The organism is Nitrospirillum amazonense (genome assembly GCF_007828035.1).
Taxonomy (GTDB): Bacteria; Pseudomonadota; Alphaproteobacteria; order Azospirillales; family Azospirillaceae; genus Nitrospirillum; species Nitrospirillum amazonense.
On the sequence record NZ_VITV01000017.1, the window covers coordinates 44,262 to 71,255 of the forward strand.

The window sequence follows — 26,994 nt, forward strand, 5'->3', positions numbered from 1 at the left end:
TTGTCGGCCCTGGAAGGGCCGGGAACCCTAATGGGCTAGCAAGGCCGGTATCGGTGTTTTGGTCAGAATGTCCCGGGTGACACCGCCCAACGCCCATTCCCGCAGACGGGAATGGCTGTAGGCGCCCGCCACGATCAGGCCGGCGTTCAGCAGCTCCGCCTCGTTGAACAGCCCGGCGGCGACATTGTCCCATTTGCCCAGCCGCCGGATCTCGGCGGCCACGCCATGCCGCTCCAAATAGCTGGCCAGATCGCGATCGCCGGGAACCTCCTCCGGCCCGTCGGTGGCGACCGTGGCGATGACGACCTTTTTGGCCCGGCGGAGAAACGGCATGGCCTGGGCCACCGCGTTCGCCGCTTCGCGGCTGCTTTTCCAGGCGACGAAGATGGTATCCATGGGGCGCAGCCGCAAAGGGTCTTCTTCCGGAATGACGAATACGCCGCGGCCCGATCCGAACAACGCCGCCTCCACCACGGTGCTGGCGCGGTTCGGTTTGTCGATCCGGTAAGGGGTGCGTACCACCATCAGGTCAGCCGTCTGGGCCTGGGCCATGACGACATCGCCGACATTCGCCGCGATACAGTCGAAGCGGCGCAGGTCATGGGATGCGGAGAGCTTTGCAAATCGCCGCTCCAGCGCGTGTTCGACCGACCGGCACTGTGTCCGGGTCTCATCAAGCCGCTGGGACATCAAGCTCCGGCTGATGGCGTAGTGTGAGATGCTGACCGGCGGTTCAGGCAGGAGATTGAGGTAAACGCCCCGGATGTGGGCCTGGTGCATACCCGCCAGATGGTCGGCATGGATGATCCGGCTTTCGTCGTCGGCGCTGCCGTCCAGATGAACGAGAATTTCCTTGATCATCACGCCCGCCCTCACTCCATGCGGCGGCCGGAGAGGGGTTCCCAACCGTGAATTGCAATCTGACGCAAATTGGTGGCTGGTACCTTGATTCATCTCAACCAATCCCGGCCGAGATGCGTATGAAACCTAGGCTAACCATAGGTGGGGCGCTTCCTGGCGCAATGCATAGCAAAGTAAATTAAGACGGCATTATTTTAATTTGAATAAAAAAAATTTATTAAAAATAAATGGGGTCGACCAGACTTTGTAAGTGAATTATTGGATTATTGAGCAAATTGTTTCGGTGTATGTCAAATTAATAGCATATGTTGTGTCATTTTTAAAATAAAACACAATCCACTATCACTTTTGTATTTATCTAACGTGTATGTATGCCTTTAATCATAGATCTTGATTCCCTGTGACAATAGATTGAAGCGTCTCCGATGACTTCCCGTCGACGCGTCAAAGGGAGAACTGACTGATGGGCTTCTCCAATTCACAGGAATCGCATCCCGCCGACCTGCCTGCCGCCTTGACCATCGCCGACTCCATTCGGCACCACAATCTGCCGGGTGCCTTCACAGAGCCCGTCGCTTATGCCAAGGAACAAAGCATCTTGAGTGAAGGGGAGCTGGCGACGGACATCCACATCGTCGTGTCCGGTGCGGTCCGGCTATTCAAGATGATGCCGGACGGCCGGCGTCAGATCATCGGCTTCGCGTTTCCGGGTGACATGCTCGGTCTGTCGCTGGACGATCGTTATCTGCATTCCGCCGAGGCGATCTCGCCGGTCATCCTGCGCCATATGGGCCGCCGGCAGCTGGCCGCGCTGCTGGAACGCGACCATGGGCTGCGCAAGGCTCTGCTGGCCTGGACGATGACGGAGTTGCAGATCGCCCAGGACCAGATGCTGCTGCTGGGGCGCAAAGACGCCACGGAGCGGCTCTCATCGTTCCTGCTCACCCTTCTGCAGCGGCGGAGCCATTCCACCGAAGACCGTCACCTGCCGCTGGCCATGACAAGGACGGATATCGCCGATTATCTGGGTCTGACGATGGAAACGGTGTCCCGCACCATTTCCCTGCTCAAAGGCAGGCGGCTCATCCGACCCCTGGCCGACCATTCCATTGAGCTTCTGAACGTCCCGGGCCTGCAGGACCTTGCCGCCGGCAACGCGATTACCGTCCAGCTGGACCCGCAGCGGCCTGCGAAGGCCTGACCCATCCGGTATCTGAGACCCATCCGGTATTTCAGACCTATCCGGTATTTCAGAAAGGAGGCGCGCCATGAAGGCCAGCGATCAACCGGCGGTGCCATCGCGAGGACGCCGTATTTCCGGCCGGGCCCAAAATCCCGCGTCGAATGACCCCTATCATTCCGTTGAAAAGATGCCGGACGGCACCTGTTGCCCCGATTGCGGCGCGGTTTTCAGCGAAGGCCGCTGGCATTGGGGGGAGTGCGCCGCCCTGGGGCCGGCGCAGACATGTCCGGCATGCCGGCGGATCAGGGAAGGCGCCGCCGGGGGCATACTCACCCTGAAGGGGGACTTCGTGCGGGCGAAGCAGCAGGAACTGCTCAGCCTCATCCACCATCAGGAGGAACTGGAAAAGGCCGAGCACGCCTTGAACCGCATCATGGACATCGCGGTGGATGACGATGGGATCACCGTCCGCACTACGGATCCGCGCCTGGCCTGCCGCATGGGTGACGCGCTGGAACGGGCCTATGAAGGCGCCCTGGAAATCCATCATGAGGAAGATGGGTTCTTCGCAAGGGTGGCTTGGGAACGCGCCTGACCTGGCGGTGGCCGGCGTGTCTCAGCGATCGCGCCGGTCACCCATCAACTGCAGCAGTGCCAGGAACAGGTTGATGAAATCCAGATACAGCGCCAGCGCACCCATGAGGGCCAGCTTTTCCCGCGCCGTGCTGGCGGCCCAGTGCCAGTAAAGTTCCTTGATGCGCTGGGTGTCCCAGGCCGTAAGGCCGGTGAATACGATCACCCCGCCGACGGACAGCGCAAACTGCAGCCCGGTCGAACCCAGGAACAGGTTGACCACCCCGGCGATCAGGATGCCGACCAGCCCCATCATCATGAAGGCGCCCAACCGTGTCAGGTCGCGCCCGGTCGTATAGCCCCAGAGGCTCATGGCCAGGAACATGGCTGCGGCGATGAAGAAGACGCGGGTGATGCTGGTGGCGGTGTAGACCAGGAAGACGCCGGCCAAGGACAGGCCCATGGCCACGGCGTAAACCCAGAACAAGGCGCGCGTCGCCCCCAGGCTGAGTCGCTGGAAGCCGAAGCTGAACACCAGGGCCAGGGCGAGCGGCGCCAGCAGGACCAGCCATAGCCAGGCGGAATGGGCGATGACGGCGTAAAAGCCGGACTGGATGGCCAGAAGGGCGGTGGCGCCGGTTACGGCCAGACCCAGACCCATATGGCGATAGACGGACAGCATATAGCGCCGCAGGCCGCCGCCGTCCGTCTGATCCAGGGCCATGTCCCGCCATACGAACTGTTCAGACATGTCTTCCTCCTCCACTGGTCGTCCGGGTATCGGCCATCGCCGCCCGACAGATCAGAAGTCGGTGGGCGGGTGGTCGTGCGCGCTATCGCCGACCTCACCGACCAGCACCTCGGTGGTGATCAGCAGGCCGGCGACCGACGCGGCGTCCTGCAGGGCCAGCCGCACCACCTTGACCGGATCGATGATCCCAGCCGCCATCAGGTCGGTGTATTGGCCGCGCTGGGCGTCGTAGCCGAAGTTGGGGCTGCCGGCCGCCAGCAGCCGGCCGACCACGACGGCGCCGTCCGTGCCGGCGTTTCCCGCTATGTCGCGGATGGGGCGCTCCAGCGCCCGACGGACGATGTCCACGCCCACGCGCTGGTCCTGGTTTTCCGTATCCAGGGCGGACAACGCCCGGGTGGCGTAGAGCAGGGCCACGCCCCCACCGGCCACGATGCCCTCCGCCACCGCGGCGCGGGTGGCGTGGACGGCGTCATCCACGCGGTCGTGGCGCTCCTTCACCTCCAGTTCCGTGGCGCCGCCGACGCGGATGACCGCCACGCCGCCGGACAGCTTGGCCAGCCGTTCCTTCAACTTGTCCTTGTCGTAGGTTGAGGTGGCGGTCGCCACCTGGTCGCGCAGCTGGGCGCATCGGGCCTCGATGGCCGCCTCGGCGCCGGCGCCGTCGATGATGGTCGTCTCCTTCTGGGTGACGACGACACGCCGCGCCCGGCCCAGCATGGCCAGCGTCACGCTGTCCAGATTCATGCCCAGGTCGCCGCTGATCACCTGTCCGCCGGTGACGATGGCGATGTCCTCCAGCTGCGCACGCCGGCGGTCGCCATAGCCGGGCGCCTTGACGGCCGCGACCCTCAGGCCCCCGCGCAGGCGGTTGACCACCAGGGTGGCCAGGACGTCCTGTTCCACATCCTCGGCGACAATCAGCAGGCTGCGGCCGGCCTTCATTACCTCCTCCAGCAGGGGCACCAGCTGCTGGATACCGGCCAGTCGCTTCTCATGGAGCAGGAGATAGGGCTCCTCCAACGTGCAGGTCATCTTCTCCGGGTCGGTCATGAAATAGGGGGAGATGTAGCCCTGGTCGAACTGCAGTCCCTCCACCGCGTCCAGCGCCGTGTCCAGCGATTGCGCATCCTCGATGGTGATGGCGCCCTCGCGTCCCACGCGGGCGATGGCGTCCGCCACCAGCTGGCCGATCACCCGGTCGCCGTTGGCCGAAACGGTGCCGACCTGCACGATCTCCTCCTGTGTGTCGACCGGCTTGGCCCGCTTCTTGATGTCGGCTACGGCGGCGGCGGTCGCCAAATCGATGCCGCGCTTGAGGTCCATGGGGTTCAGGCCGGCGGCGATGGCCTTCACGCCCTCATGCAGGATGGCCTGCGCCAGGACGGTGGCGGTGGTCGTGCCGTCGCCCACCTCGTCCCCCGTCTTGGCCGCGACCTCGCGCACCATCTCCGCCCCCATGTTCTCGAACACGCCGGGCAGGGTGATGGCCCGGGCCACGGTCACGCCGTCGTTGGTCACCCTGGCGGGGCCGAAGCCTTGCTTGATCAGGACGGTGCGGCCCTTGGGGCCCAGTGTGGCCTTGACCGCCCGGGCCAGGACGTCCGCGCCGTGCAGCAGTTGGGCGCGGGCTTCATCGCCGAAACGTAGATCGGTATGGCTCATGGCTGTTCTCCCTAGGCTGGCGTGGGGGCGGTGGGCGAGTGTCAGTCGCCCGCCACGGCCAGTTCATTGAGCACTTCCCGCGTCCCGGGCGCGGACCAGGCGGCCCAGGCCGCCGCTTCACGTTCGTAGAGGCTGTGGACGGTGCCGGTCAGGGTGACGACCCCGTCGGCGACCATGACGGCGACCTGCCCGGCATCGATCAGGGCGTTGCGTCGCAGGGCGGCCTCGATCCGCTGCTGCACATCAGCGGGACTGACGACGGCGGGCCTCAGGGTCAGGGCGTTGACCACCATGCGTACGCCCGGGATGTCACGCACCTCCGCGGCCGCGATCTCGCGCTGCCCATGGTTTTCGACCTGGCCGGTCAGCATGACGCCGCCGTTTTCCACCGAAACCTTGATGGCTTCGGCTGGAATGCCGGTTCGCCAGCTGAGGCGGGCGACGGCGGCGGTGGCGATGTCCGCGTCATCAGGCCATAGCGGGTCCGTCAGCTGGACGTGCATATCCTGGACCAGCGCGCGCACCCCGCGCACGCGGCGGACCGCTTCCGCCGCCGCATGCTTTTCCGCGAAGCTGGTGACGTGGCCCGTCAGCGTGACGACGCCATGGTCGACGGACACGCCGATGTGGGCGGGGTTCACAAACGGCTCCCAGTCCAACTCGGCCAGGATGTCCTTCTGCAACTGCTTGTCGTTCATGCCGCTTCTCCGCCGCAGTATTCCCGCGGGTCGCCGCTCAGGGTTCGACCTGGATCAGGTTGTTGACCTCGGTGACGCCGGGGGCGCCCCAGGCTGCGCGTTCCGCGATGTCATGTTCCTGCCAGCTGCGCACGCGTCCGCGCAGCGTCACCACGGGGCCGTCGGCCGTGACACTGAGGTGGTCCGCCGCCAGGTTGGCGTTGCGGCGGAAAGCGGCCTCGATCTTGTCATGGACATCGGCCAGGCTCGCCTGGCTGGACACGATAAGGTGGTTGTCCACCCGCACGATGCCGTGCAGCCGGTGCACGTTACGCTCCGCCTCCATGCGGTCGAAGAAATGCTCCACCGTGCCCTCCAGGGTCAGCACGCCGGCGGTCACGGTGATCTTCACGCGGGGGGCGACCTGGGGGCAGGACCAGTGCAGGATGTCCACGGCGCGCTTGGCGATCTCATCGTCGTGCCATTTGCGGTCGGCGGGCAGGCGGACCTCGATTTCATTGGCGACCGCGCCCACGCCCCGAACCCGCCGCGCTGCGGCGACGGCCGCCCGCTTCTCCGCCCAACTCGTCACGTGGCCGGTGAGCGTGACGACGGCGCCCTCCGCCGCCACCCCGATATGGCTGGCGTCCAGGTGGGGGTCCCAGGCCAGCTCAGCCATCACATCCAGCTGTAAGGTCTTGTCGTCGCTCATCTTTATCTCCTGTGTGAGGGGTTGCGTCCGGGGAATCACCGTGTTCCGCCACGGTCTGATGGCGAAGCCGGAGCTTGGCGGCCAAAGAGGGCACGCGCCGGAAGCCGTCCATGAAGCCGGGCGCCGGTTCCGCCAGTGTTTTCTGGGCACGGCGCAGCAGCAGGCGGGCCGCCGCCATGCGGCGCGCGGCGATGGCGGGGTCGGATTGCCGGCGCGCTGAGGCCGCGGCGGCGTAGGCCATGGTGCCCAGCCGAACCGCCATGAACAGCGGCATGACCCTGAGGCTGGCGGAATCGCCCGTCAGCTCGATGTATTGGCGCAAGGCCGCGTCCAGGAGCTGTATCAGGCCCCGCCGGCGCAAGTCGGCCAGCAGGAAGGCCAAGTCGTACAGCGTGTCGACGCAGCCGATGTCGTCGCTGAACTCGATGCCGTCGAACAGGGTGACGCGGCCCTTGTACAGGCAGATGTTCGCCAGCCGCAGGTCGCCATGGCCCCGCTTGACGAAGCCGGTGGTGCGGCGGTGCTCCAGCAAGTCGGCGACGGTGGTCAGCCTCATCTGGCACTCGTCGTGCAGCGCCATGGCCAGGGTGCAGCCCTTGAGGTCCAGGTGCTTCAGTCCCTCCTGCAGGTTGCGGGCGATGGCCCGTCGCACGCCGTCGGCGCCGCCCCAGGTGGTCGTGGTCTCGGCGATCGCGTGCAGGCTGGCCAGCTCCGCCGCGGCGTGGCGCACCAGGGCGGCGGACAGGCGCCCCTCGCGGGCCATGGCGTCGAACAGGTCCCGGCCGTTGAAGCGCCGCATCACCACCACCCAATCGACCGGAGGCCCCTGGCCATCGAACTCCAGACCGCCGCCCGGCGCACGGGTGATGGCGCGCACGGTCAGATAGAGATCCGGGGCCGTCCGTATGTTCAGGGCGATCTCCCGACGGCACGCTCTCTCCCGCTTTTCCAAGGTGCTGTAATCCAGCGCCGAGAAAATGAGGGCGTGCTTGAGCTTGTAGGCGTAGCCGTCGACCAGGAAGACGCTGGAGCAATGGGTGGTGATCCGTTCCACAGCCGGCGTGCCGCCATAGGAATGCGGGTTGGACAGGAAGGCCAGGACCTCGGACTGGGCGGTGAAATCGGCCATGTCATGGCTCCACGTCGACCAGATTGTGCACCCGTGCCACGCCGGGCACGGCCCAGGCGATATGCTCCGCCAGGGTGCGCAGCGGCCAGTTGTCGACACGGCCGCGCAGGGTCACCTCCGACCCGGTCCCGCTCACGCTCAACCATTGCAGGGACAGCAGCGAGTGGCGGCGCAGGGCGGCACTTACCACGAAGGCCAAGGGGACTTCCGGCAACCTCGGCACCGCTGATGCCCCCCTCCTCCCCTGAAGGGCGGGGGGATCGGGCGTCTGCGGTGATAAGGGCCGGACTGCGAGGCATGGCATTGTCTCCCCAGGCATGCCGGTTTGGCGGTTCAGCGGCTCATGTCCCGGCGCGTAGGCGGCGGATGGCGGCGGCGATCAGGGGGCTGGTGTCCAGGATCGTCAGCTTGCGGTCGCTGAAAGGCGGCCTTTCGACGGGCGTGACCGAATTGGTCACCACCACGCTGTCCACCTCGTCGCTGAACAGCGTGGCTGCGCCGCCATTGAACAGGCCGTGCGTGGCGGCGATGTGGACCAGGCGGGCCCCGCCCAGGCGGCAGGCGCGGGCGGCGTGCACCATGGTGGCCCCGGTGCTGATCAGGTCATCCAGAATGATCACGGCCCGGTCCTTGACGTCGCCCAGGAACGCGCCGCCGGTGATGAATCCGCCGCTGCGGTTCTTTTCGACGAAGCCGCTATCGACGGCGCGTCCTGCGGATGCCTGCAGCGCCTGGCGGAACCGTTCCGCCCGCTTCGCGCCCCCGGTGCTGGGAGAGACGACGGTCACCGGCAGGTCCCGGGCCAGGCCCCGGAAATGATCGGCGAACAGGCCCGCCGTCTCCAGATGGATGAAGGGCCGGCGGAAGGCGTTCTCGGCGGCGGCCGGATTGTGCACCTCCAGCGCCATGACGCGATCCACGCCCATGGCCTCTAGCATCATGGCCACATAGCGCATGGTCACCGGGTCGAACAGCTGGGTGCGCCTGTCCTTGCGGGCATAGCAGAGATAGGGGGCGGCCAGCGTCACGCTGGCGGCGTCGTTGTCCTTCAGGCAGGCGATCAGGAAGGCCAGGCGGCACAGACGATCATGGACGCTGGCCGCGCCATCGCCGTGCAGCGACTGCACGACATGGACGTCATGGCCGGCCACATCGACCAGCGGACGGATCTTGACCTCCCCATCCTCGAAGCGCCGCTCTTCCAGAGGGAAGGGCGACAGGGCGAGATGGGTGGCAACGCCCTGGGCGTAGTCGTGGCTGTCCTGCAAGGCCAGGATGGTGAGCGGGCGCGCGGTCATGGCAATCCCCCCGATATGGATTTCAAGATCGCCGGGTGGCCTTAATGCGCCAGCAGGGCGGGGATCGGCGTTCTCGTCAGGATGTCCCGGGTGACGCCGCCCAACACCCATTCCCTAAGCCGGGAATGGCCGTAGGCACCGGCTACCAGCAGGCCGGCGCCCAGCCGTTCGGCCTCGTTGAAAAGCGCTTCGGAGGCGTTGCGCCATTCGCGCAGGTGGCGAAGCTCGACCTTGACGCCGTGCCGGTCCAGATAGCGCGCCAGGTCGGCGCCCGGCTCCTCGCCTATGGCCTCCGGCGGACGGCCGTCCTCCACCATCGCGGCCACCACCTGGGTCGCCGCCTGCAGGAAGGGCATGGCCCGGCTGACTGCGTTGGCGGCTTCCCGGCTGTCGGTCCAGGCGACCAGGACGGTGTCCATGGGACGGACGCGCACCGGCTCTTCCTCCGGCACCACGAACACGCCGCGACCGGATCCGAACAGGGCCGCCTCCACGATCTCCGGGGCCCGGCCCGGCACGGCGAAACCGGGCCGGTAAGGGGTGCGCACCACCATCAGGTCGGCGGTCCGGGCCTGGTTGGCCACGATACGCTCCACCCCCTCGGCCAGGATATCGAAACGGCGGAGGTCATAGGGAACGCTCAGCCTGTCCAGCCGGGTCCGCAGATCCTCCTTGGTCTTGTCCACCTGGGCCTTGAACTGCGCCATCTGTTCCGATGCCACGTCCCTGCTGATGGCGTATTGGGGCAGGTTCAGGATGATTTCCGGCAGAAGTACGCAATGGAGCCCGCGAATATGGGCGCCACGCGCGGCCGCCAAATATTCCGCATAAACGATGCGGGCCTCATCGTCAGGCGTACCGTCAAGATGAACGATGATTTCTTTGATCATGACGCCGGCCCTCATCTTCAGGGGAAGCGGCCTGTCCACGCCAGTGCGCGGTGCCGGGTCGCCAGCACGGTTTGAGTATTGGCGTCATCCCGCACGCCCGCTTTGATGCAAGTCAACAAGGCCCGCGCCCGTAGGAGGTACGCAAATGGAACAGTCGGAGGATGTTGGTGGTGGCCTTCACGGCACCGGTCATCATCGTCGTGGGGACTGCTCCCCCGCCGCTGCCGTGTCCGGAGACTTCAGGATGGGGACAGGCAGGCCGTTGCGACTTGAAAGGATGTCGTCGACCAGTCCCCAATCCACCCGGTCCACGGCGTCGCCCGCCAGGCGGGCGATCCACAACCGGGTGTCCATGGTCGATTGGGCCGACAGGTGCGGGACGAAGGTGCCGTTCCGCTCTATCTCATCCGCCTGGTCGCGGTCGGGATGGGCCTCCAGATAAAGCTCGCCATCGATCCATCCCAGCTTGACCGGCTGGTCCACCATCACGACCCGCGTGCCTATACTCACCTGGGGGAAAAGGCGCGCGATGTCCTCCGGATACAGGCGGATGCAGCCGTGGCTGACGCGCCGGCCCACGCCGTCGGGCTTGTTCGTCCCGTGCACGGCATAGGCCGGCCACGACATGTCCAGGGCGAAGGCGCCCAGGGGATTGTCCGGCCCTGGACCCACCGAACGGGGAAGGTCGGGGTGCTCCGCCCGGACCGTGGGCGGTGGTGTCCAAACCGGATTGACCCTTTTGCCGCGGATGTGGCCTTCGCCCATGGGCTCGGGGTAGGGATCCGCCGCGCTGCCGATGGGCATGCTGGTCGGTTCCCCTTTGGCCGGCAGCCAGTACAGGCGGAAGTCGCCCAGGTTGATGATGATCAGGGAGCGGCGGGCGGGGGCGGGCGGCACATCCGGCAAAAGATGCGCCAGGGGCAACAGCACCACGGCATCGGGGCGGGGCTGCCAAGGGTCGATGTCCGGGTTCACCGCGCGCACTTCGACATAGCCGAGGTCGAAGCGGCGGGCGACATCCATCAAGGTCTCGCTGGGGGATTCTATGCGATAGGCGGCGGTTTCGCCGATCAAGGTGCCGGCCAACACCGGGTGCCAGTGGGGGAGAAGCGCGAGCAGGGTGGCCACCCCCACGCGTTGCCAGCCCGTCGGCCAGCCAGCGGGCCGGCCGCGCGTGGGCCGGCCCAGCCGGGGTTTGATCATTTGCGCAGGTTCCGCTGGAATATCTTGTCGATCTTGTCGGCGGCCGCGTTGGCCTTGGCGGCGGCTTCCTGCGCGGCGGCGGCGGCGGCTTGGGCGGCGGTGGCGGCCTGGGCGGCACTGGCGGCCGCTTGGTCGGCAGCGGCCTTGGCCGCCGCCGCCGTGGCCTGCGCCTGTTCCGCGACGGCCTTGGTGTTGGCCAGCAGGGCCTTGTCCTGCTCGCTCAAGGAGGTGCAGCCGGCCAGCAAGGTGCTGCCGATCAAGAGCACCGAGAAGGTTTTCAGCATGGTCAATTCTCCTGCATGGATTGGAGGCCCGCGCCGACGAGGCAGCGGTGTCACACGAACAGAAATCCAGGCGGCGACGAAGACATGTGGTCGCGGCGGTTCTTCAATGGACTGCTCAAGGTCTTGAGAGGCTCAAAACCGCCCAGCCGCCAATAGAACTCTAAGGGAATGCCTGGTTCGGCACCTTGAGTTGGATCAAGTCGAGATGGTTGCCATGATTACTTGATTTTTCTAAAAAGCCTGCGATCTCACGGCATCGCGAAGTCTTGGCCCGGCGCCGGGAACGACGACCACCGTCGCGACGTGTCGCTGGCGGGCGGCGCGCACGGCGCCCGCATCCTGGCGCCGGTGGCGATACCATCGTCCACCAGGATGACGGTCTTGCCGTTCAGGTTGGGGGCGGGCCGGCCATCCCCGTACAGGCGGTGCCGTCGGTCCAGTTCCCGCATCTCGCCAGCGACGATCCTGTCCACCTCGGCTGGGGAGATCCGTGGGGCGGACAAGGTCGTTTCAACCAGCACGACGACCGGTTTGCCGCCTTCGGCACCTTCGGCGAAGGTGCCCATGGCGGTTTCAGGCTCGATGGGAACCTCCAGCTTGCGGACCAGCATCAGCACCAATGGCACGTCCAGGGCATGGGCGACCTGATATGCGACGGGTACGCCGTCCCGAGGCAGGGCCAGGACCACGGTGATCCCGTTCTTGCGGTCTGCCAGGCGGCCTGCCAGCCGTTGACCGGCGTCGCGTCTATCCATGAACCGCATGCACAGGCCCTCGGCTATAGGTGCCGGTGCAGAAACTCGTTGACCATCGGTCGGACCCGCTCACGCCAGACAGTGCCATGGAAAAGATCGAAATGCCCGGCACCTGGGAGAAGGCTGTGGCCGCGCCTGTCCTGGGGGATGTCGGGGCACAGGTCATGGGCCACCCGGCATTGCCCGGGGCCGGCGATATCGTCCCGGCCACCCTCGACGGTGAGCAGGGCGGTGTCTCGTACGGCCCTGGCGTCCACCGGCAAGTCAAACCAGACCATCCGACCCTCTGGCAGCGCATGGGCGTGATAGACGGTGCCGATGACGTCCAGAAAAAACTCCGCCGGCACGTCGATCAGGGCCCCCAGGCTGGGCAGGAAGGGGTGTCCCTTGGGATCGCTCCCATCATCGTGAAGTGCCTTCGTGATGATGTCGCATCCGTCGGCGAGGTGGCGGTTCACGTAGGACCACAGCACCTTTTCTTGCGTCGTCCCGGCATAGACCGGGCGTCCCGCGCCGGGGCGTCCGGCTGTAACGGCTGTGATCGCATGCTCGCGAAACCAGTCCAGGGAATGGGTCATGGCGAAGCGATCACCGGGGGTGGAGTTGACGCGGGGATCGATCTTGCCGCCGATCAGGACCAGGCCGCGCGGTTTGGCCAAGGTCCGGCTGGATGCCAGCAGAGCGGTGGCGGCCAGGGCCGGCAGGGCCGACTGGCACAGACCGATCAGGTTGACCTCTTCTCCCAGATCCTGGACGGCTTCCAATACCTGCGACAGGCAGTGGGGCAAGCCGAAGCCTCCGCATGCCGCGGGCACCTCCGCCGCGTCACGCCATTCCAGCAGGTGCAGGTCGGTCCCTGCTACCAAATCCGCGACCATGTCATACAGGAGGCGAGGGTTCACGCCTGATAACGGCGCAACCAGCAGAGTGCGTGGGAGGGGCGCGGGCTCCCGGTCGCCGGTGACATGGAAGCGCAGCAGGCGGCCAAACGCGCCATCCCGCAGGATTTCCTCCGTGAAGCCGCCTGGGGCCTGCGGAATGTCATGCGGCAAAGGCAATGGTTCCGGCACGCTCTCCTCCGTTGGGTCGAGGGGCAGGCAACCTGGAAGGCTGATGGTTGGCTGATCAACGCATCATCGCGGCGGCCATCGTTAAGCATCTTGGGTCAATCGTTGGTCGACGACATTGACCTAGCGCAAGGAAGGGGTGCCGCACTCGAATCTGCTCGCCGGGCCGCGCGTCAAAGATCGCGCCTGCAGGCTCGACAGTTCTGCACCGCAGCCTACGAAGAATATCGGAGGCCGGTATGATCCTGTGAACTGATGGTGTGGATCCCCCTTTTCCGGCATCCCTGAACGTGCAGGCCGCGCAGTTGCAGGCGGCCGTGGCGGCGTTGAAGACTGAGCGCGCTAACCACACAGATGCAGGTCCTGACCGCTCAGGCTGAGGCGCGAATGGTTCAGCTCGCGACAATGGCCGACCTGTTACTGGCGGTCCTGGCCCCTGTTGGTGGTGGCGTCTGGACCACGCGGCCCATCCAGACACCGCCCGCCCCCTGGCCGAGCACCTGAAGGCCACGTTCGCCTTGCTGGACCGGCTATAGCCGCCCGCATCTTGCTCTTAACCTGGTCATGACAAAGAGGGTTTGCACGATCAGGTGATATCACCCGAACCGATCACACCCTGGGCCACTCGGCGGAACGCGCGTGTGGCTCTGCGCGTTCCGCGCAAGTCCGGCTTAAGCGGCCTTGGCGTAGGTGAAGCCGCTTCGCTGCAGTTCAACTAGGTACGCCACCACGCTGGGGACCAGGACCACCCCCGGAATGAGGTTATTGGTCAGATCAGCGGCGATGGTGTCGGCGTTTGATCCTTGCCTGGCGAGTCCGCGTGCGATCGCATGGATAGAATCGTGACAAGCGATCATGACCACGCCGCGCCTCTGCAGCGAGATGATGCTGTTGTTGCCGGGGCCGTAAAAGCCGTTCACGTTTTGGTGATCATCGGCAGGAGATACGTCCGGTGGTACAATAATAAAATCATTGCGTGCGAACCTGCCGCCAGTGTTCCCGGCAAGACCATACTTGTCCCAGATGCTTTGATTGAAAAGCGCGAGGTGGGCGGTGCCGTGGGTGGCCGAGACCGCGAGAAAGTCGGTATTGCCGTGGGCGAACTGTTGCCCATTGAGCGATTCACGAATGAGGTTGGGCCAGGCGGCGGCAATGTCGCTGCTTTCCCACACCTGTTTAGGACCACCGCGGTAATCGAGCAGAAGAGCTGAAGCTTCGTGGTCCCATAGCTCCATGCGATCCAGCATGAAGGGAACCGTGGTGAAGTCGCGGCGGCGAGGCGCGGCAGCAAGACGCCGCGTCAGGTCGGCGATATGGGTCATTCCCGGCGCTGACGTCGGGGCCGCCGACACAGTGGCCGCGTGCAATGCGGCCACTGCGCCGACACCGGCGCCAAACGTGAGAAACGCGGAACGTCGGTTCACATCCGGCATGATCGACGTTCACTCAATAAGTGTAGACATTGGCGGCCCGGTTCACCAGCGCCTCAAGCGCCTTGCCCATGGCGGTCAGCGTTGCCGGATCCTCAACCCCGTAGCGGGTGACTAGCGCGTCAAGGTCGGGATGCCCGATCCAGGTCCGGCCCATCTCGTCCTGCCAGACGAGGACGCGGAGCGGCAACTCGATGCCAAGTGACTGTTGCTTCTGCATCAACTTGGTGCCCATCTTCGGGTTGCCGAAAACAATCACGGTTGTCGGTCGCAGCTTTTCGCTAACGCCCTCGGCGTTCGCAGCATGGTCAAAGGTGGCGAAAACCGGAACCTTCGCTTCCGCAAGAATGGCCTTGACGCGCTGGATTGTCTCCGCCGGACCGTACTTGCTCTCCTGGGCAACGATGCTTCGGCGATAGATGTCGGGGCCGAGATCATCCTTGTACGCGGTGGCGATATCGCGGGCCAAAACGGTCAAATCAACCCCCTCCTTGTTGGTCAGAAGGGTGACGCACACCAGTTCGGATGATTCCGTGAAGCGGCTGAGGTACGAGCTGAAGCCGGGCGAATTGCCCTTGATTTCCATGAATCCCGGATGATGGGTGAACTCCCATCCCGCCATCGCCGGCACCACGGTGCCGTTGGCGAGCCTGGTGGGTTTATAAATGACGTCGCGGTCGGCCGCGTCCTTGATGAGCGTGGAGCCGGCGAGGCCGATGTCCCACTTGCTGATATCTTCGGCTGACGACCAGAGATCGCCGAACCCGAAGAGATTGGCCGAGGCCTCGGGCTTCAGCGCCACCATTTGCCCGTTGGCGGAACGGTAGCCCGTCGCGGGCTCCACCGGGTTGATATAACGTGCATCGGACTTGAATTTCTGGTGCTGATTGTCGTCGGTCGGAATCGGGTCGGGTCTATCAACCGCAGCTTTGGTCGCGAGGTCGCTCGCGAACATGGTGGCGGGCAGCCCTTCGACCTCGATCTGGAATTTCCACACGAAGTCATGGAACGACATGCCGCTGGCCTTCTCGACTGCCATAGCGAGCAGGGTGGAATCCGTGGCGCTGAGCCGGACTTCCGTACCACTCTTGAACAGCATGGGCTTGCCCGCTGCCAGGGCGAGCAGTTCATCCGGCGTGTAGCTACGGCTGTCGTCCAGCAGGTCACGGTAATCCGGGATGCCGGAACTGTGTTGCATCAGCTCAAGCAGGGTCACCCTGCGCCAATTGCCTGGAAGGTCGTCGATGAACTTGCCAATCGTATCGGTCAGCTGGAGCTTGCCTTGCTCTTTGAGCTGCATGATCGCCACGGCGGTGAAGGCTTGGGTGATGGGCCCGATATTCCACATCGTGCGGGTGGACGCGAGTTCGTCATGGTCAAGGCTGGTCTTGCCATAGCCGGCGGATCGCGGAATGTAGGGCGCCTGGACGATCGCCATAGTCAGGCCGGGGAGCCCATTCCTGGCGATGAAGTCGGCAATCAACTGATCGATATATTCACCACGATCCTGCAGGTTGGCGCTGCCGCGCACGATAGGCAGCTTGGGCGCGGCCTGGGCTGATGCCGAGGTGGCCTGGGCAAGACAGCCGGTGGCGAATGCCAAAGCCGCCGCGGCGCGCGAAAACATCATAGTCAGTCCTCTGATCGGTTGGGGCCCGCACGGGGCAAAAGGTGCGGCTAGGACCCAATTCCTCGCGTATTTCGCGGAATTTTCATAAATCCAAACGCTCGACGATTTTGACTGGGGTATATTTACGCAACAACCCATACATAGAATCTTTATTTATATACTGCGGTATATGATTTGTCTGTGTCGCTCAATTCGCGGCGTTTTTCCGCTTTTTGTTATTTAATCGTTCAAGAAGCCGGGGCCGGCATTTGATCAAAGAAGGCGGCTATGACGGCGCTGAAATGGTAGGCGCATCGGATGTCCTTTTTTGTCGGGTACGTGACATTTAGGACGGATGTCGGTCGGGGTAAAACCATCTCATTCCCCGCCGACGGCGACCGCCATAAGGCAAGGGTCAAGCTAAATGGCCGCCCAGCGGCCGCCTTTTCCTGGAGTAACATCATGCAAATGACCGGAAATACCATCTTTATCACCGGCGCCACCTCCGGCATTGGCCGGGGCCTGGCAGAGGCATTCCACAAGCTCGGTAACCAAGTCATCATCGCCGGCCGCCGCCAGGCGCTGCTGGACGAGGTCACTGCCGCCAATCCCGGCATGGCCGGAATCCGGATGGACATCACCGATCCGGCCAGCATCACGGCGACGGCGGCCACCCTGGTCCGCGACTATCCGGCATTGAATGTTCTGGTGAACAACGCTGGTATCATGCCGTTCGACGATGCCGCCATGGTGGTGGACGATGCGGTCAGTCAGGCCATCCTGACCACCAACCTGCTGGGGCCGATCCGGATGACATCCGCGCTGATCGAGCACCTGAAGCGGCAGGCGCGCGCCACCGTCATCAACAACACGTCGGTCCTGGCCTATGTGCCGCTGGCTTTCACCGCCGTCTATTCCGCCAGTAAGGCGGCGCTGCATTCCTACACGCTGTCGCAGCGGTTCATGTTGCGCGAGACGTCGGTGAGGGTGCAGGAAATCGCTCCGCCTTGGGTCAACACCGACCTGATCAAGAAAAGCGACGATCCCCGCGCCATGCCGCTGGACGCTTTCATCGATCAGACCATGGCTGGTCTGGCGACTGAGGTCGAAGAAGTCGTGGTCGACGCAGCACGCGACTTCCGCAACAATCCCGGCCCGGGCGAGCATGCGCTGGTGAATGGTTTCAACGCCATGCTGGCCGCCAATCCCATACCCGTCTGACCTTCATAAACTCCGCAGCATGGACATCAGGATGCCGACCTTGGCCCGATGGGGCGCCGGGTCGGCATCCAGATTGACATCCATGCAGGTGCCTATGAAGAAAGCGGCGATCATGTCCGCCGTCACCCGGGCATCCAGCGCCGGTTGGGCTGCGGCCACGTTGCGGGCGATGGCGTCCGCCCGGCGCCGGTTGTAGGCACGGATGATGTCGGCCGCGCGGCTGGGCAGACAGTCAACCTCGCCTGTGACGTTGACGGCGAAGCAGCCGGGCTGGGCGGCCATGACGAACGGCGCTTCAGCCAGGAAGCGTTCGATGTTGGCCCATCCCAGCGGCTGCTGGTCCAGCAGGCGTAGGGCAGGGCCGGTATCGAGATAGCGCTGCAAGGCGGCGAGGAACAGGTCTTCCTTGCCCTCGAATTCCGTATACAGCCCTGATTTGTTGACGCCGGTGGCGCGTTCCAATTCCTGCACGTTGGTGCCGGCATAGCCCCGGCGCCAGAAGACGGGAACAGCCCGATCCAGGACGGCGTCGCGGGTGAATTTTCTCGGTCTAGCCATGGCGAAAACATAGGGTTTTGCACCGGGTGGTTCAATATGTATGCACCTGAGGGAATAGAACCGATCAGTTCAAAATCCCATTGACTCGTTGATGCTCCAGGAATATGAACCAAATGGTTCTAAATTGATGGCTCTTGACATAAAGGCAACGCCATGCATTTCGCGCTTTCAAGCAAGGCTGGTTTCCGTGTCGCGGCGGGTGTGGTGGCTCACACCCTGTGGACCAGCGCGGCACCGGCCATGGTTTATCCGCTGTATGCCGGGCGCTGGCATCTGACACCGAGCGTGACGACCGGCATCTTCGCCGTCTATCCGGTTACCGTGGTCGCGGTTTTGGTTCTGTTCGGCAACCTGTCGGACCAGGTAGGCCGTCGGCTGGCCATGCTGTACGGCGTGGCCGCTTCGGCCGCTGGGGTGCTGTTATTCGCGCTGGCCAACAACGTGGTGATGCTTCTTGCCGGACGCGCATTGATGGGCATCGGGGTCGGCCTGTCGGCTGGACCGTCGGCCGCCGCGCTGGTGGATTTCGCCGAGGACGGAGCAGGTGTGGTCAAGGCCGGGGCCGCCACCTTGGCCTCCCAGGCTGCGGGCCTCGCCGCCGCGCTGCTGGTGGGCGGCGCCTTGGTGCAGTATGCGCCAGCCCCGATGCGTCTGAGCTTTTGGTTGCTGTTCGCTCTGCTGCTGATGTTGTTGGCCGGTATATTTCTGCTGCCCCGTCAAGCCTCCAATCCCGGAAGCGTTTCCGGATGGCGTCCGGCCTTGCCGCGGGTGCCGCCCGGCCTTAGGAAACCTTTCGGTTTCGCCGCGTTCACGGTGATGACGGCCTATTTCCACGGTGTCCTGATCGCTTCGCTTGGCTCGCAGGTAGCAAGGGATTTGGTCCGGTCCGATAACGCTCTGGTCAATGGGGCCGCTCTGGCGTTATTCGCCATCACCTTGGGGGTGGTTGGCTTACTCGCCCGGCGCTTGCGTCCGGATATTGCCATTGCGATGGGGGCCGTCGCGTCCCTGGCGGGCATGGCGTTCCTGGCCTTCGCGGTTTTGGCGCACAGCCTGACCAGCTTTCTGGCGGCAACCGTAGCCTCAGGCATGGGGTACGCCTGGATGGTCTATGGCGGCTTGGCGATGATTAACGCCGTGGCGTCACAGGCCGTGCGCGGCGGGATGACGTCCGCCGTCTTTCTGCTGGCGTATCTGTTCACTGGCCTGGCAGCCCTGGGCCTTGGCCATCTCGCTACCATCGCGACCCTGGGTCTCGCCATCTTGACCGGTGCGGGGCTCATGGCGGGGCTCTGCGTCGTGGTTGTGGTCCTGACGGTCTTGCCTCGGCGCATGTCACCTGGCCGCCCCAATATCCCACTATCGTGAGTATTTTGAACTAAATAGTTCAAATCTTGTGAAATCCTTCAAAAAATTGGAGACGCGACATGACTCTCAAGATCCATCCCATCAACCTGGGCGACCTGACGATGGACGCCTCCGGCTTGGTGCTCTTCCGCTCGCCCGGTGTGAAAACGACCATTCCCTTCCTGGGCTTCCTGATCACCGGCGGGCAAGAACCTATCTTGGTGGACAGCGGCCCCCGTGATCCCCAAGCGTTCGCGGCGTTCGGCGTGGACTGCGTGCGCACGCCGGAGATGACCATTGATCATCATCTGGCGCAGCACGGCCTGCGCCGTAAGGACATTCGGCACATCGTTCATACCCATGCCCACCTGGACCATGTGGGGGCCGACGACCAGTTCCCTATGACCACCACCGTGGCCTTGGCACGGCGGGAGCTCGAGTTTGCGGCCTCCGGCGTCATGGGGCCGGGCATGTACACCGCTGAGGACACCAAACACCTGATCGACCGGTTGCACACGCGGGGGGCGCTGCGCCTGTTCGACGTGGACGGTTCGTTTGAAGAGGAAATTATCCCCGGAGTAGCCGTCCGGCTGTCCGGTGGCCACACGCCGGGTTCCATTTCAGTTCTGGTGGAAACGGATGAGGGCATGGTCAACATCGCCGGGGATATCGCTTACAATATCGATGACCAGTTGGTGAATCCCCTGCTGGACCAGGCATCGCACGAGCCGACCATCACGGCCAACCGGGCCATGTCCAGCCTGGAGGAAAAGCGTGCTTTGAAGCGCGCGCTATCCGATTGCCGTTTTCTGTTGGTAGGGCATGACCATCCGGCGCTGGTGTCCGGCGGCCGTATCGTTGGCCGCTATACCGGCGCGATCAGTAACCCCCAGGCCGATGTGACCAAAGCCGTCAACTACCGTGCAATTGATGCCGGAGGCGCGACGGCCGCCTGAAGCGGCGGGCGGGGGGCCATCCACCACCGGCGGCGTGGCCCTCCCGTTTGTAAATCGGCGAACCTATTCCCGGGGCCGTAAGGACGGTGCGGGCCGTATATACCAATCGACGCGTTGAAACCTACTGGAATCTTGATGCACGTATACTCGAGTATGAGGGTGAATCTCTAACCGCCTGGGGCATGTTGTCCGCTGCCGTGTTGAACACTGAGCAGGGGCTCTTCTCTGGGGTAGAGGCAAGCTGGAAGGGGACGTCTCATGGTCGGGGGGCGAGGGCCCTTGCCCACCAGCATTGAGGCTTGGGCTCCGGCTATGGCACCTTGCGGTAAGATTCTGGGGGTATTTTGACATGTTGTGTCCGGCACCGAATGAGGCGTCCCATATGAAGCCGCTGGTCGTGGTGGTCGATGACGATGAGGGCTTGCGCGGCGCCGTGGTCGACTTGTTCCAGTCGGTTGGCCTGGACGTGGCGAGTTACAGCTCCGCCGCCGCCTTCCTGGCCGCCGGCGTCCCTGATAGGCCCAGCTGCCTGGTGCTGGATGTCCGCATGCCCGAGGAAAGCGGGCTGGAGCTGCAGGCGCGTTTGAAGTCGGCAAACAAGTGCCTGCCCATTGTTTTCATCACCGCTCATGCCGATGTGTCCATGTCCGTTCGTGCGATGAGGCAGGGGGCGATCAACTTCCTACCCAAGCCTTTCCGGGACCAGGATCTAATAGACGCGGTTTGGGAAGCGTTGAGGGTTGATCGGGACCGCTGGACGCGCGACCATCGCCTGATGGAGCTGCGACGCTTGGCCAACGACCTGACGCCGCGCGAAGTGGAAATCCTGAAAGCCGTCGATCGGGGCTTGCTGAATAAGCAAATCGCGCATGAGTTGGGCATCGCTGAGATTACGGTGAAAATGCATCGCAGCAGCGCCTTCCGAAAGCTGCGCGCCACGAATTCGTCCGACTTCATTCAGAAAGTGAAAGCGCTGGAACTGGGTTGAGCGTGTTTCCGGCATGAACAGAGGTGTTGGAAACATGCTAACGGTCTATCTCGGTGTGTAATTCTAGGCTCAGCCGACATCACCTGAGCCGATCAGGCTCTGGCGGGGCGTCGCTTCCTGGTCGTGGGGCAGGGTGAAACGGAAGACGGTGCCAAGATTGTCGACGCTCACCACCGTCAGGTCTCCGCCGTGACTGTTGACGATGGATTTGCAGATGACCAGGCCCAAGCCCATGCCATCAGCCTTGGTGGAAAAGAAGGGCTCGAATATGCGTCCGATGATGTCTTGAGCGATACCCGGACCGTTGTCGCGGACTTGGACCTCGACGGCCCTATCATGCGGCTTGTCGGTTACGGTCACGGTCAGGAGACGGTCCTTGGTCCCGGCGTTGACCATGGCCTGCATGGCGTTGAGCGCCAAGTTTATGACCACCTGCTTCACTTCCACCTCATCCACTCGAATGGGGGGCAGGCTTGGTTCCAGCGCGGTGCATACCTTGACGTTGAACCGGTGAGCCTCGCTCTGGATCAGTTCCAATGCGTCGCGAATTAGGGCGTCTATACTGGCTGTATTGCGCTTTGGCGCCTTGCGCAAAAATGTCTTGATGCGGCCGACGACATCGTTGGCCCGCTGGGCATTCTGGCGGATCTGATATAGGCCATTAAGGGCTCTGTCCACGCTGGGCTCCTCTCGGACCAGCCAGCGTTCCGCCGCCGACGCCGACGCGGAGATGGCCGCCAGCGGCTGGGCAACATCATGTGCGATGGAGGCGCTCAACTCACCGACGGTCGAGACGCGCGCCGCGTGCGCCAGATCAACGCGGGCGTCCATCAACGCTTCCTGAGCCCGCTTCTGATCGGTGACGTCGAAGGCGTAGAATAGAATGCGGCTGGCGTCGCCGGACGGGGGCAAGGTGGCGCGCCAGATTATTGGCACCACCCGCCCATCCAGGGTGTGCAGCACGCGCTCACCTTGGGCCGTTAGGTTGCCTTCCATTAGCGTCTGATAGACGCGAACGTTGCTTTCCAGGCTGGCGGGCAGCAGCTGGGGGGCGATTTCCATGAACTGCGCCTTGCTGCTGGCGCCGAATAGGCGCAGCACCGCTTCGTTCGCATCCACGAAGCGGTGGCTTTTCCTGTACTCCAGCACCAACTCCGGGTTAGCCGCGAGGTAAGCGCCGACATCGGTTACCCCTTGCGCCTTTAAGATTGCCAGGGTGGACTGAACGCCGGACCAGTCCTCAATTAGGATGGGCAAGGGGGAGGCATCGAAATAGATGCGCTTGAACGTCTGGCTTCGCCAATGGGTTTTAAGCCACAGCCCGATCAGGAGGCAGAGTATCGCGGCGTTTGCCAGGGTGATGAGTAAATCGTAAGTCATCGTGGGGTCGAAGATCGAAGCAAGGCCTTACGACGTCACCGGGCTTAAATCCGCTGGTGCGTGAGAGCGGGTCTCGGGCAGGGCAGCCATGGCGATCAGCCCGATCAGGCTGGTGATGATGAGGTAATAGGCCGGCGACAGGGGGTCGCCGGTTCGTTGCATTAGCCATGTTATGATGAACTGCGTCGTTCCGCCGAACAAGGAAATGGTAAGGCTATAGACCATGGCCAAGCCGCCCGCGCGTACCCGGTGGGGTAGAAGTTCGGTTATGGCGGTCAAGCTGGCAGCACCGCTGATGGCGCCAAGCGCCGCCAGCAGGCCCGACGCCAGCAGTGTCGTAGTGGCACCAGGCTGCCGGACCATCAAGGCGAAGCAGGGATAGGCCAACAGGGCCAGGGCCAGCCGGGGCAGGAGCATGACCGGACGCCTTCCCATCCGGTCTGCCAGCCAGCCACCAATGAGCGCGAAGACCAGAACGCATCCACCCACCATGGCTGTGACGGCGATTGATGCCGCCGGCGGCATCCCAAGAATGGTAAGCGCATATGTCGTCATATAGTTGCTGGTGAAGGTGGTGACCGTGCCGCACAACAGCACCGGGATGGCGATCAGCAGGATGTGGCGGTGGCGGGCCAGATCCCGTGCCAAGGCGATCGTGCTGGCGGGCTCCGGGGCGGCCATGGGCAGGCACCGGCGCAAAAACAGCCCCGCAGGTAGGATGGCCAAGCCCGGCAATAGAAGCAGGCGCCAGCCCCATTCGTCCATGGCGGCCGGTGGCAGGCATAGGATGAGCTCCAGGCCCAGGAGGCCGGCAACCAACGTGGCTCCGCCCTGGCTGGCCAGTTGCCAAGCTGTGTAGAGGCCGCGACGTCGCGCCGGCGCCAATTCCAGCAGGAGGGCGGTGGATGCCCCCACCTCTCCGCCCAGGGCGAATCCCTGAAGCAGACGCGCCAAGACGATCAGTACGGGACCGGCCATGCCGATGCGGTCGTATCCTGGCGTCAGGCCGAGAATCAACAAGCCTGCGGCCATCAGGCAGATGGTCAGGATCAGTGCCGGTCCGCGTCCCCGGCTGTCGGCATAAATCCCAATGATGATGCCGCCGATGGGGCGCGCCAGGAATCCAACGCCGAAAACAGCCGTGGAAAGCAGCAGCGCCGCCCAAGCCTCATCGGCTGGGAAGAAGGCCCGGCCGATGCTGACGGCGACGAAGGCATAGGTAGTGAAGTCATAGAATTCCAGGGCATTGCCCAGGACTAGGCCGATGACGAGCTTCAGTCGTAAAGGGGGGAGGTTCTCATGCCTTTTCGCAGCCGTTTGCACCCTGCATCGTCCTTCCGCCGTTTACCGGACCAGGAGCCGGAGTTCGCACAATCTATCGGCTCCGGCGGTATTGGACCTTAGCCTTCCAGAGGGGGGAGGCATGCCAAACCCAGACCTTGGTATAAGGTATGATCGACCTGGTATGGGACGACATGAGCGAGGGTACGATTCCATAAATCGCCCTGTAACCCCACGATGGCGTCCGTCTTCTGCGACGGGAGCTGAGCTATGAACCGTTACTCGCCGACCACCAGGGAAATTCAGGCAGAGAAACTTGTGGCTTTGGCGATCAACGCCAAGGAGGCTCTGGATTTCGATCTGTGTGCCGTCCGCGAATATCTTGAGGAAATGGCGAACGTACTTGGTGTCCGCGACCTTGCCAAGGAAGGCGCGCAACTCATATCCGTTACGCTCGATCCGAAAGCGTCCGCGCATAAGGGAGGTTTGACGCCCTGGCAGCTGCGGCAGGTGATGGATCACATCGAGAGGAACTTGGGGGGAAGCATCACCTTAAAAGAGCTCTCCGAGGTTAGCCGTCTCAGCTATTCCTACTTCGCCCGCGCATTCAAGGCGACAACGGGTGAAACACCCCGGGATTTTGTTGTGAGAAAACGGGTGCATCGCGCGCAAGTACTGATGTTGTCCACCGACGATCCACTCAGTTCCGTCGCTTGCTCCTGTGGCTTCAGTGATCAGGCTCATTTCTCCCGGCTTTTTCGCCGGACTGTGGGTGAAACACCGTTACGTTGGCGGCGAATTTGGAAAATTGACCGGAACATGGCGGCGATGGCGCGCTGATGGAGAGCCAAGGTTGTTCCGCCTGGAGCGAGACGCCGCGAGAATAAGTGGGTAAGGGAAAAATCTTGGTGTCCCCGAGGCTCGCCGCCGGGGGGACATGGTGTTAAAACCTGCATTCAGCTTGGGATGGAAAGGGAGGTCAACGCCGCGCCGTCGGCGGCCTCCGCGGATCAGGCCAGGTTTAGGATTTTAAATGGCGGCCGGGATGACCTCTGAGAGAGTAGTGGCGGTGGTGGACGACGACGCGTCCGTTCGCGCGAGCCTGGAGGATTTGTTGCAATCCTTCGGCTTCGGCACCCAGGTGTTTTCCTCTGCCGAAGATCTGTTCCAATCCGATCTGGGACGGTTCGACTGCGTCGTCTCTGATATTCAGATGCCGGGCATGTCCGGGCTGGAGATCCAGCCCCTCATGCGCAATCGACACTGCACCTGCCCGGTGATCCTGCTGACAGCCTTTCCCAGCGAACAGGTGCGCGCGCGCGCGCGCGACGCCGGCGTCCATGATTTTTTTGAAAAGCCGTGCAATCCTGACGTACTCATCGCGAGTGTTGAACGGGCTGTCGCGCGGCAGCGTTGATCGGGCACTTCCAAGCGTCGTTCCCGTTTAGGCGACGGGCAGCGTGAACTCGAAGACTGCGCCGCCGTGCTCTCCGTTACGGGCCCTCAAGGTACCGCCCAAGGCCTCAATGGCGGATCGGCAGATCTGCAGGCCTATGCCCATGCCGCCTGGCTTGGTGGTGAAAAAGGGCTGAAATAGTTTTGCCAGGTTCTCCTCCGCGATGCCGGGCCCCTTATCGGCCACGGCCACCTGGATGAACCCCTCGCCAACGGACTGTGCCGTCACCGTGATCGATCGATCCCCCCGCGGCAGGTCGACCATGGCCTCCATCCCGTTCAGCACCAAGTTCACCAGCACCTGCTGTAATTCCACCCGGTCGGCGGCGACAGGCTGCAATCCGGGGGCACAGGTGATGGTCATGGTGGTGCCGCGCGCGGCCAAGTCGCCTTCAAGCAGGCTTTGGGTCTCAAATGCGAGCTTGATCAGGTCCAGCGGCCCGATATCGCGCTTCCCTTTCACCAGCTGGTCGCGGGTCCGCTGCACGATATCGGCCAGCCGTTGGCCGTTGACCTCCAGACGCCGCAGCACCCGCAGCAGACCTTCAGTGTTGGGCGGGTCAGCCTGTAGCCATCGCACGCCCGTGCCCACGTCGGTCATGATGGCGGCGATGGGTTGGTTCAACTCATGCGCCAACGAGGTGGATAGCGCGTCCACCGTGGCGATGCGGTTGGACTGTGCCCGTTCCGATTGTGCTGCCATGCGCTGCGCTTCGATCCGTTCCCGTTCTGTAAGGTCGATATGGCTTGAAACCTGAATCGTCTCCGAAATGAGGCGGACTGTATAGAATACGGGGACGCGGCGATCATCCTTCCCAATCAGGATGGTACGGCCCTCGATGTTGGACCAGCCATGGAAGGCGGCCTCCAACTGATTGGTCAGCACCTGCATCGCGTTTTCGGCGTTTTGCCGCGGCGGCTTGGCGGCTAGTTCCGCCCTGTCCCCATAGCCCAGCAGCCGGGCCAGTGCCTCATTCACCTCGATCGTCCTAACGGCGTTGACGCAGCGGTCCAGAAATTCCGGATGGGCCGTCACGTAACCGCGGAAGTCGGTGACGCCCTTGCTCTTAAGCCCGTCCAGCAGCGCCTTGGCCTCGCCGATGTCCTGTTCGCAGAAGCTGATGTTGCTGACCTCGAACAGGCGACGATAGCGCGCCTCGCTGCGCGCCAGATCATGACTGCGCTCTTCCACCCGCTGCTGCAAGGTGACGTTTAGCTGGCGAAGGGCTTCCACCGCCGCGTATTCGCAATCGATGTCGATGATGCCGCCATACCAGCGCCGCACCTCTCCTGAGTCGGAAAGGCTGGGGCGGCCGGTGGATGACATCCAGCGGTAATTGCCATCGGCGTGGCGCAAACGGAACCGCACCAGGAAGGGCTGGCGGGTGGCGCGGGCTTGCGCCCATGTCGCTTGTACGGCGGGCAAATCTTCAGGGTGCACAAAGCGGGTGAAATCGACAGCGCGCGGATCGTCAACGTTCGCGCCGGTGAGGGCGGAGAAGCGCTTATTCACCAGGTCGGGCAGGCCGGTCGGACCAGTGCGCCAGATGATCTTAGGCACGGCCAGCAACAGCTGCTCCAACTCCTGCCGGCTATCCGTCAAGGCCAGGCGGGTGGCATGCAGCTTTCGGCGAGCAGCCAGCAAAGAGAGACCGACGGCAGCCGCCAACAGCCAAGTCGTCACAAGCACGAAAAGGCCGCCGCCGCTCAAACCGTCCATA

27 protein-coding genes are annotated in these 26,994 nt (G+C 63.6%); 8 read left to right on the forward strand and 19 right to left on the reverse strand.

From position 1 onward, the window contains the following. Window positions 1-27: 27 nt before the first annotated feature. The gene (locus FBZ87_RS27325) at window positions 28-861 is read right to left on the reverse strand and encodes a universal stress protein (RefSeq protein ID WP_186455018.1); all 834 of its coding nucleotides are present in this window, start codon (window positions 859-861) and stop codon (window positions 28-30) included. Between the two features lie 463 nt (window positions 862-1,324). On the opposite strand from FBZ87_RS27325, the gene FBZ87_RS27330 reads away from it, so the two are divergent. Both FBZ87_RS27330 and FBZ87_RS27335 read left to right on the forward strand, forming a co-directional pair. Then, on the forward strand, window positions 1,325-2,062 hold the full coding sequence (locus tag FBZ87_RS27330) for a cyclic nucleotide-binding domain-containing protein (protein ID WP_145613740.1): 738 nt from the start codon (window positions 1,325-1,327) through the stop codon (window positions 2,060-2,062). Between the two features lie 67 nt (window positions 2,063-2,129). Then, complete coding sequence (locus FBZ87_RS27335; protein ID WP_145613741.1) at window positions 2,130-2,639, forward strand: BCAM0308 family protein; 510 nt, start codon at window positions 2,130-2,132, stop codon at window positions 2,637-2,639. 21 nt (window positions 2,640-2,660) lie between these two features. Here the strand turns inward: FBZ87_RS27335 and FBZ87_RS27340 are convergent, their stop codons facing one another. The 14 genes from FBZ87_RS27340 to FBZ87_RS27405 form a co-directional block, all read right to left on the reverse strand. Then, window positions 2,661-3,368 carry a Bax inhibitor-1/YccA family protein gene (locus FBZ87_RS27340; RefSeq protein ID WP_040846462.1) on the reverse strand — a complete coding sequence of 236 codons (708 nt, stop codon included), beginning with the start codon at window positions 3,366-3,368 and terminating at the stop codon, window positions 2,661-2,663. Window positions 3,369-3,419: 51 nt separating this feature from the next. Beyond that, on the reverse strand, window positions 3,420-5,033 hold the full coding sequence (gene groL / locus FBZ87_RS27345) for a chaperonin GroEL (RefSeq protein WP_145613742.1): 1,614 nt from the start codon (window positions 5,031-5,033) through the stop codon (window positions 3,420-3,422). A gap of 41 nt (window positions 5,034-5,074) precedes the next feature. Next, window positions 5,075-5,731, reverse strand: coding sequence for a BON domain-containing protein (locus FBZ87_RS27350; RefSeq protein WP_088874915.1), 657 nt, complete (start codon window positions 5,729-5,731; stop codon window positions 5,075-5,077). A gap of 37 nt (window positions 5,732-5,768) precedes the next feature. After that, window positions 5,769-6,422, reverse strand: coding sequence for a BON domain-containing protein (locus tag FBZ87_RS27355; RefSeq protein ID WP_088874914.1), 654 nt, complete (start codon window positions 6,420-6,422; stop codon window positions 5,769-5,771). Continuing rightward, window positions 6,382-7,551: a phosphotransferase gene (locus FBZ87_RS27360; RefSeq protein ID WP_145613743.1), complete on the reverse strand. Its 1,170-nt coding sequence runs from the start codon at window positions 7,549-7,551 to the stop codon at window positions 6,382-6,384. The genes FBZ87_RS27355 and FBZ87_RS27360 overlap by 41 nt, the downstream gene beginning before the upstream one ends. A 1-nt stretch (window position 7,552) precedes the next feature. Beyond that, window positions 7,553-7,741, reverse strand: coding sequence for a BON domain-containing protein (locus tag FBZ87_RS29395; protein ID WP_246134633.1), 189 nt, complete (start codon window positions 7,739-7,741; stop codon window positions 7,553-7,555). 151 nt (window positions 7,742-7,892) lie between these two features. Then, window positions 7,893-8,849 carry a ribose-phosphate diphosphokinase gene (locus tag FBZ87_RS27370; RefSeq protein WP_145613745.1) on the reverse strand — a complete coding sequence of 319 codons (957 nt, stop codon included), beginning with the start codon at window positions 8,847-8,849 and terminating at the stop codon, window positions 7,893-7,895. Window positions 8,850-8,890: 41 nt separating this feature from the next. Further along, a complete protein-coding gene (locus FBZ87_RS27375; RefSeq protein WP_186455020.1) occupies window positions 8,891-9,739 on the reverse strand; it encodes a universal stress protein in 849 nt (282 codons plus the stop codon). A 192-nt stretch (window positions 9,740-9,931) separates the two neighbouring features. Continuing rightward, window positions 9,932-10,942 carry a L,D-transpeptidase family protein gene (locus FBZ87_RS27380; RefSeq protein ID WP_145613747.1) on the reverse strand — a complete coding sequence of 337 codons (1,011 nt, stop codon included), beginning with the start codon at window positions 10,940-10,942 and terminating at the stop codon, window positions 9,932-9,934. Continuing rightward, window positions 10,939-11,226 carry an alanine-zipper protein gene (locus FBZ87_RS27385; protein WP_145613748.1) on the reverse strand — a complete coding sequence of 96 codons (288 nt, stop codon included), beginning with the start codon at window positions 11,224-11,226 and terminating at the stop codon, window positions 10,939-10,941. The genes FBZ87_RS27380 and FBZ87_RS27385 overlap by 4 nt, the downstream gene beginning before the upstream one ends. Window positions 11,227-11,474: 248 nt before the next feature. Next, a complete protein-coding gene (locus tag FBZ87_RS27390; RefSeq protein ID WP_186455021.1) occupies window positions 11,475-11,981 on the reverse strand; it encodes a phosphoribosyltransferase in 507 nt (168 codons plus the stop codon). Between the two features lie 23 nt (window positions 11,982-12,004). After that, complete coding sequence (locus FBZ87_RS27395; protein WP_145613750.1) at window positions 12,005-13,051, reverse strand: alpha/beta hydrolase family protein; 1,047 nt, start codon at window positions 13,049-13,051, stop codon at window positions 12,005-12,007. A 668-nt stretch (window positions 13,052-13,719) separates the two neighbouring features. Beyond that, on the reverse strand, window positions 13,720-14,481 hold the full coding sequence (gene tetH / locus FBZ87_RS27400; protein ID WP_145613751.1) for a thiosulfate dehydrogenase: 762 nt from the start codon (window positions 14,479-14,481) through the stop codon (window positions 13,720-13,722). Window positions 14,482-14,494: 13 nt separating this feature from the next. Further along, complete coding sequence (locus FBZ87_RS27405) at window positions 14,495-16,108, reverse strand: serine hydrolase (RefSeq protein WP_186455022.1); 1,614 nt, start codon at window positions 16,106-16,108, stop codon at window positions 14,495-14,497. Window positions 16,109-16,405: 297 nt separating this feature from the next. Here FBZ87_RS27405 and FBZ87_RS27410 point away from each other — a divergent pair, with 297 nt between their 5' ends. Beyond that, window positions 16,406-17,308, forward strand: a complete 903-nt coding sequence (locus FBZ87_RS27410) for an SDR family oxidoreductase (protein WP_246134631.1) — start codon at window positions 16,406-16,408, stop codon at window positions 17,306-17,308. Window positions 17,309-17,311: 3 nt separating this feature from the next. Here FBZ87_RS27410 and FBZ87_RS27415 read toward each other — a convergent pair whose 3' ends face one another. Continuing rightward, window positions 17,312-17,866: a TetR/AcrR family transcriptional regulator gene (locus FBZ87_RS27415; RefSeq protein WP_145613753.1), complete on the reverse strand. Its 555-nt coding sequence runs from the start codon at window positions 17,864-17,866 to the stop codon at window positions 17,312-17,314. Between the two features lie 153 nt (window positions 17,867-18,019). Here FBZ87_RS27415 and FBZ87_RS27420 point away from each other — a divergent pair, with 153 nt between their 5' ends. From FBZ87_RS27420 to FBZ87_RS27430, 3 genes are all read left to right on the forward strand, one after another. Beyond that, window positions 18,020-19,234, forward strand: a complete 1,215-nt coding sequence (locus FBZ87_RS27420; protein ID WP_145613754.1) for an MFS transporter — start codon at window positions 18,020-18,022, stop codon at window positions 19,232-19,234. Between the two features lie 59 nt (window positions 19,235-19,293). Next, window positions 19,294-20,169, forward strand: coding sequence for an N-acyl homoserine lactonase family protein (locus FBZ87_RS27425; protein WP_145613755.1), 876 nt, complete (start codon window positions 19,294-19,296; stop codon window positions 20,167-20,169). A gap of 382 nt (window positions 20,170-20,551) precedes the next feature. Continuing rightward, window positions 20,552-21,157, forward strand: a complete 606-nt coding sequence (locus FBZ87_RS27430) for a response regulator transcription factor (RefSeq protein ID WP_246134632.1) — start codon at window positions 20,552-20,554, stop codon at window positions 21,155-21,157. 69 nt (window positions 21,158-21,226) lie between these two features. Here FBZ87_RS27430 and FBZ87_RS27435 read toward each other — a convergent pair whose 3' ends face one another. Beyond that, window positions 21,227-22,537, reverse strand: coding sequence for a two-component system sensor histidine kinase NtrB (locus FBZ87_RS27435; RefSeq protein WP_145613757.1), 1,311 nt, complete (start codon window positions 22,535-22,537; stop codon window positions 21,227-21,229). A 27-nt stretch (window positions 22,538-22,564) separates the two neighbouring features. Continuing rightward, window positions 22,565-23,860, reverse strand: a complete 1,296-nt coding sequence (locus FBZ87_RS27440) for an MFS transporter (RefSeq protein WP_145613758.1) — start codon at window positions 23,858-23,860, stop codon at window positions 22,565-22,567. A 228-nt stretch (window positions 23,861-24,088) separates the two neighbouring features. On the opposite strand from FBZ87_RS27440, the gene FBZ87_RS27445 reads away from it, so the two are divergent. After that, window positions 24,089-24,658 carry a helix-turn-helix domain-containing protein gene (locus FBZ87_RS27445; RefSeq protein ID WP_145613759.1) on the forward strand — a complete coding sequence of 190 codons (570 nt, stop codon included), beginning with the start codon at window positions 24,089-24,091 and terminating at the stop codon, window positions 24,656-24,658. A 193-nt stretch (window positions 24,659-24,851) separates the two neighbouring features. Then, window positions 24,852-25,235: a response regulator transcription factor gene (locus FBZ87_RS27450; protein WP_145613760.1), complete on the forward strand. Its 384-nt coding sequence runs from the start codon at window positions 24,852-24,854 to the stop codon at window positions 25,233-25,235. A 27-nt stretch (window positions 25,236-25,262) separates the two neighbouring features. On the opposite strand, the gene FBZ87_RS27455 is transcribed toward FBZ87_RS27450, so the two are convergent. Then, window positions 25,263-26,993 (reverse strand): PAS domain-containing sensor histidine kinase, encoded by a 1,731-nt coding sequence (locus tag FBZ87_RS27455; protein ID WP_186455023.1) that lies wholly within the window; start codon window positions 26,991-26,993, stop codon window positions 25,263-25,265. Window position 26,994 lies beyond the last annotated feature (1 nt).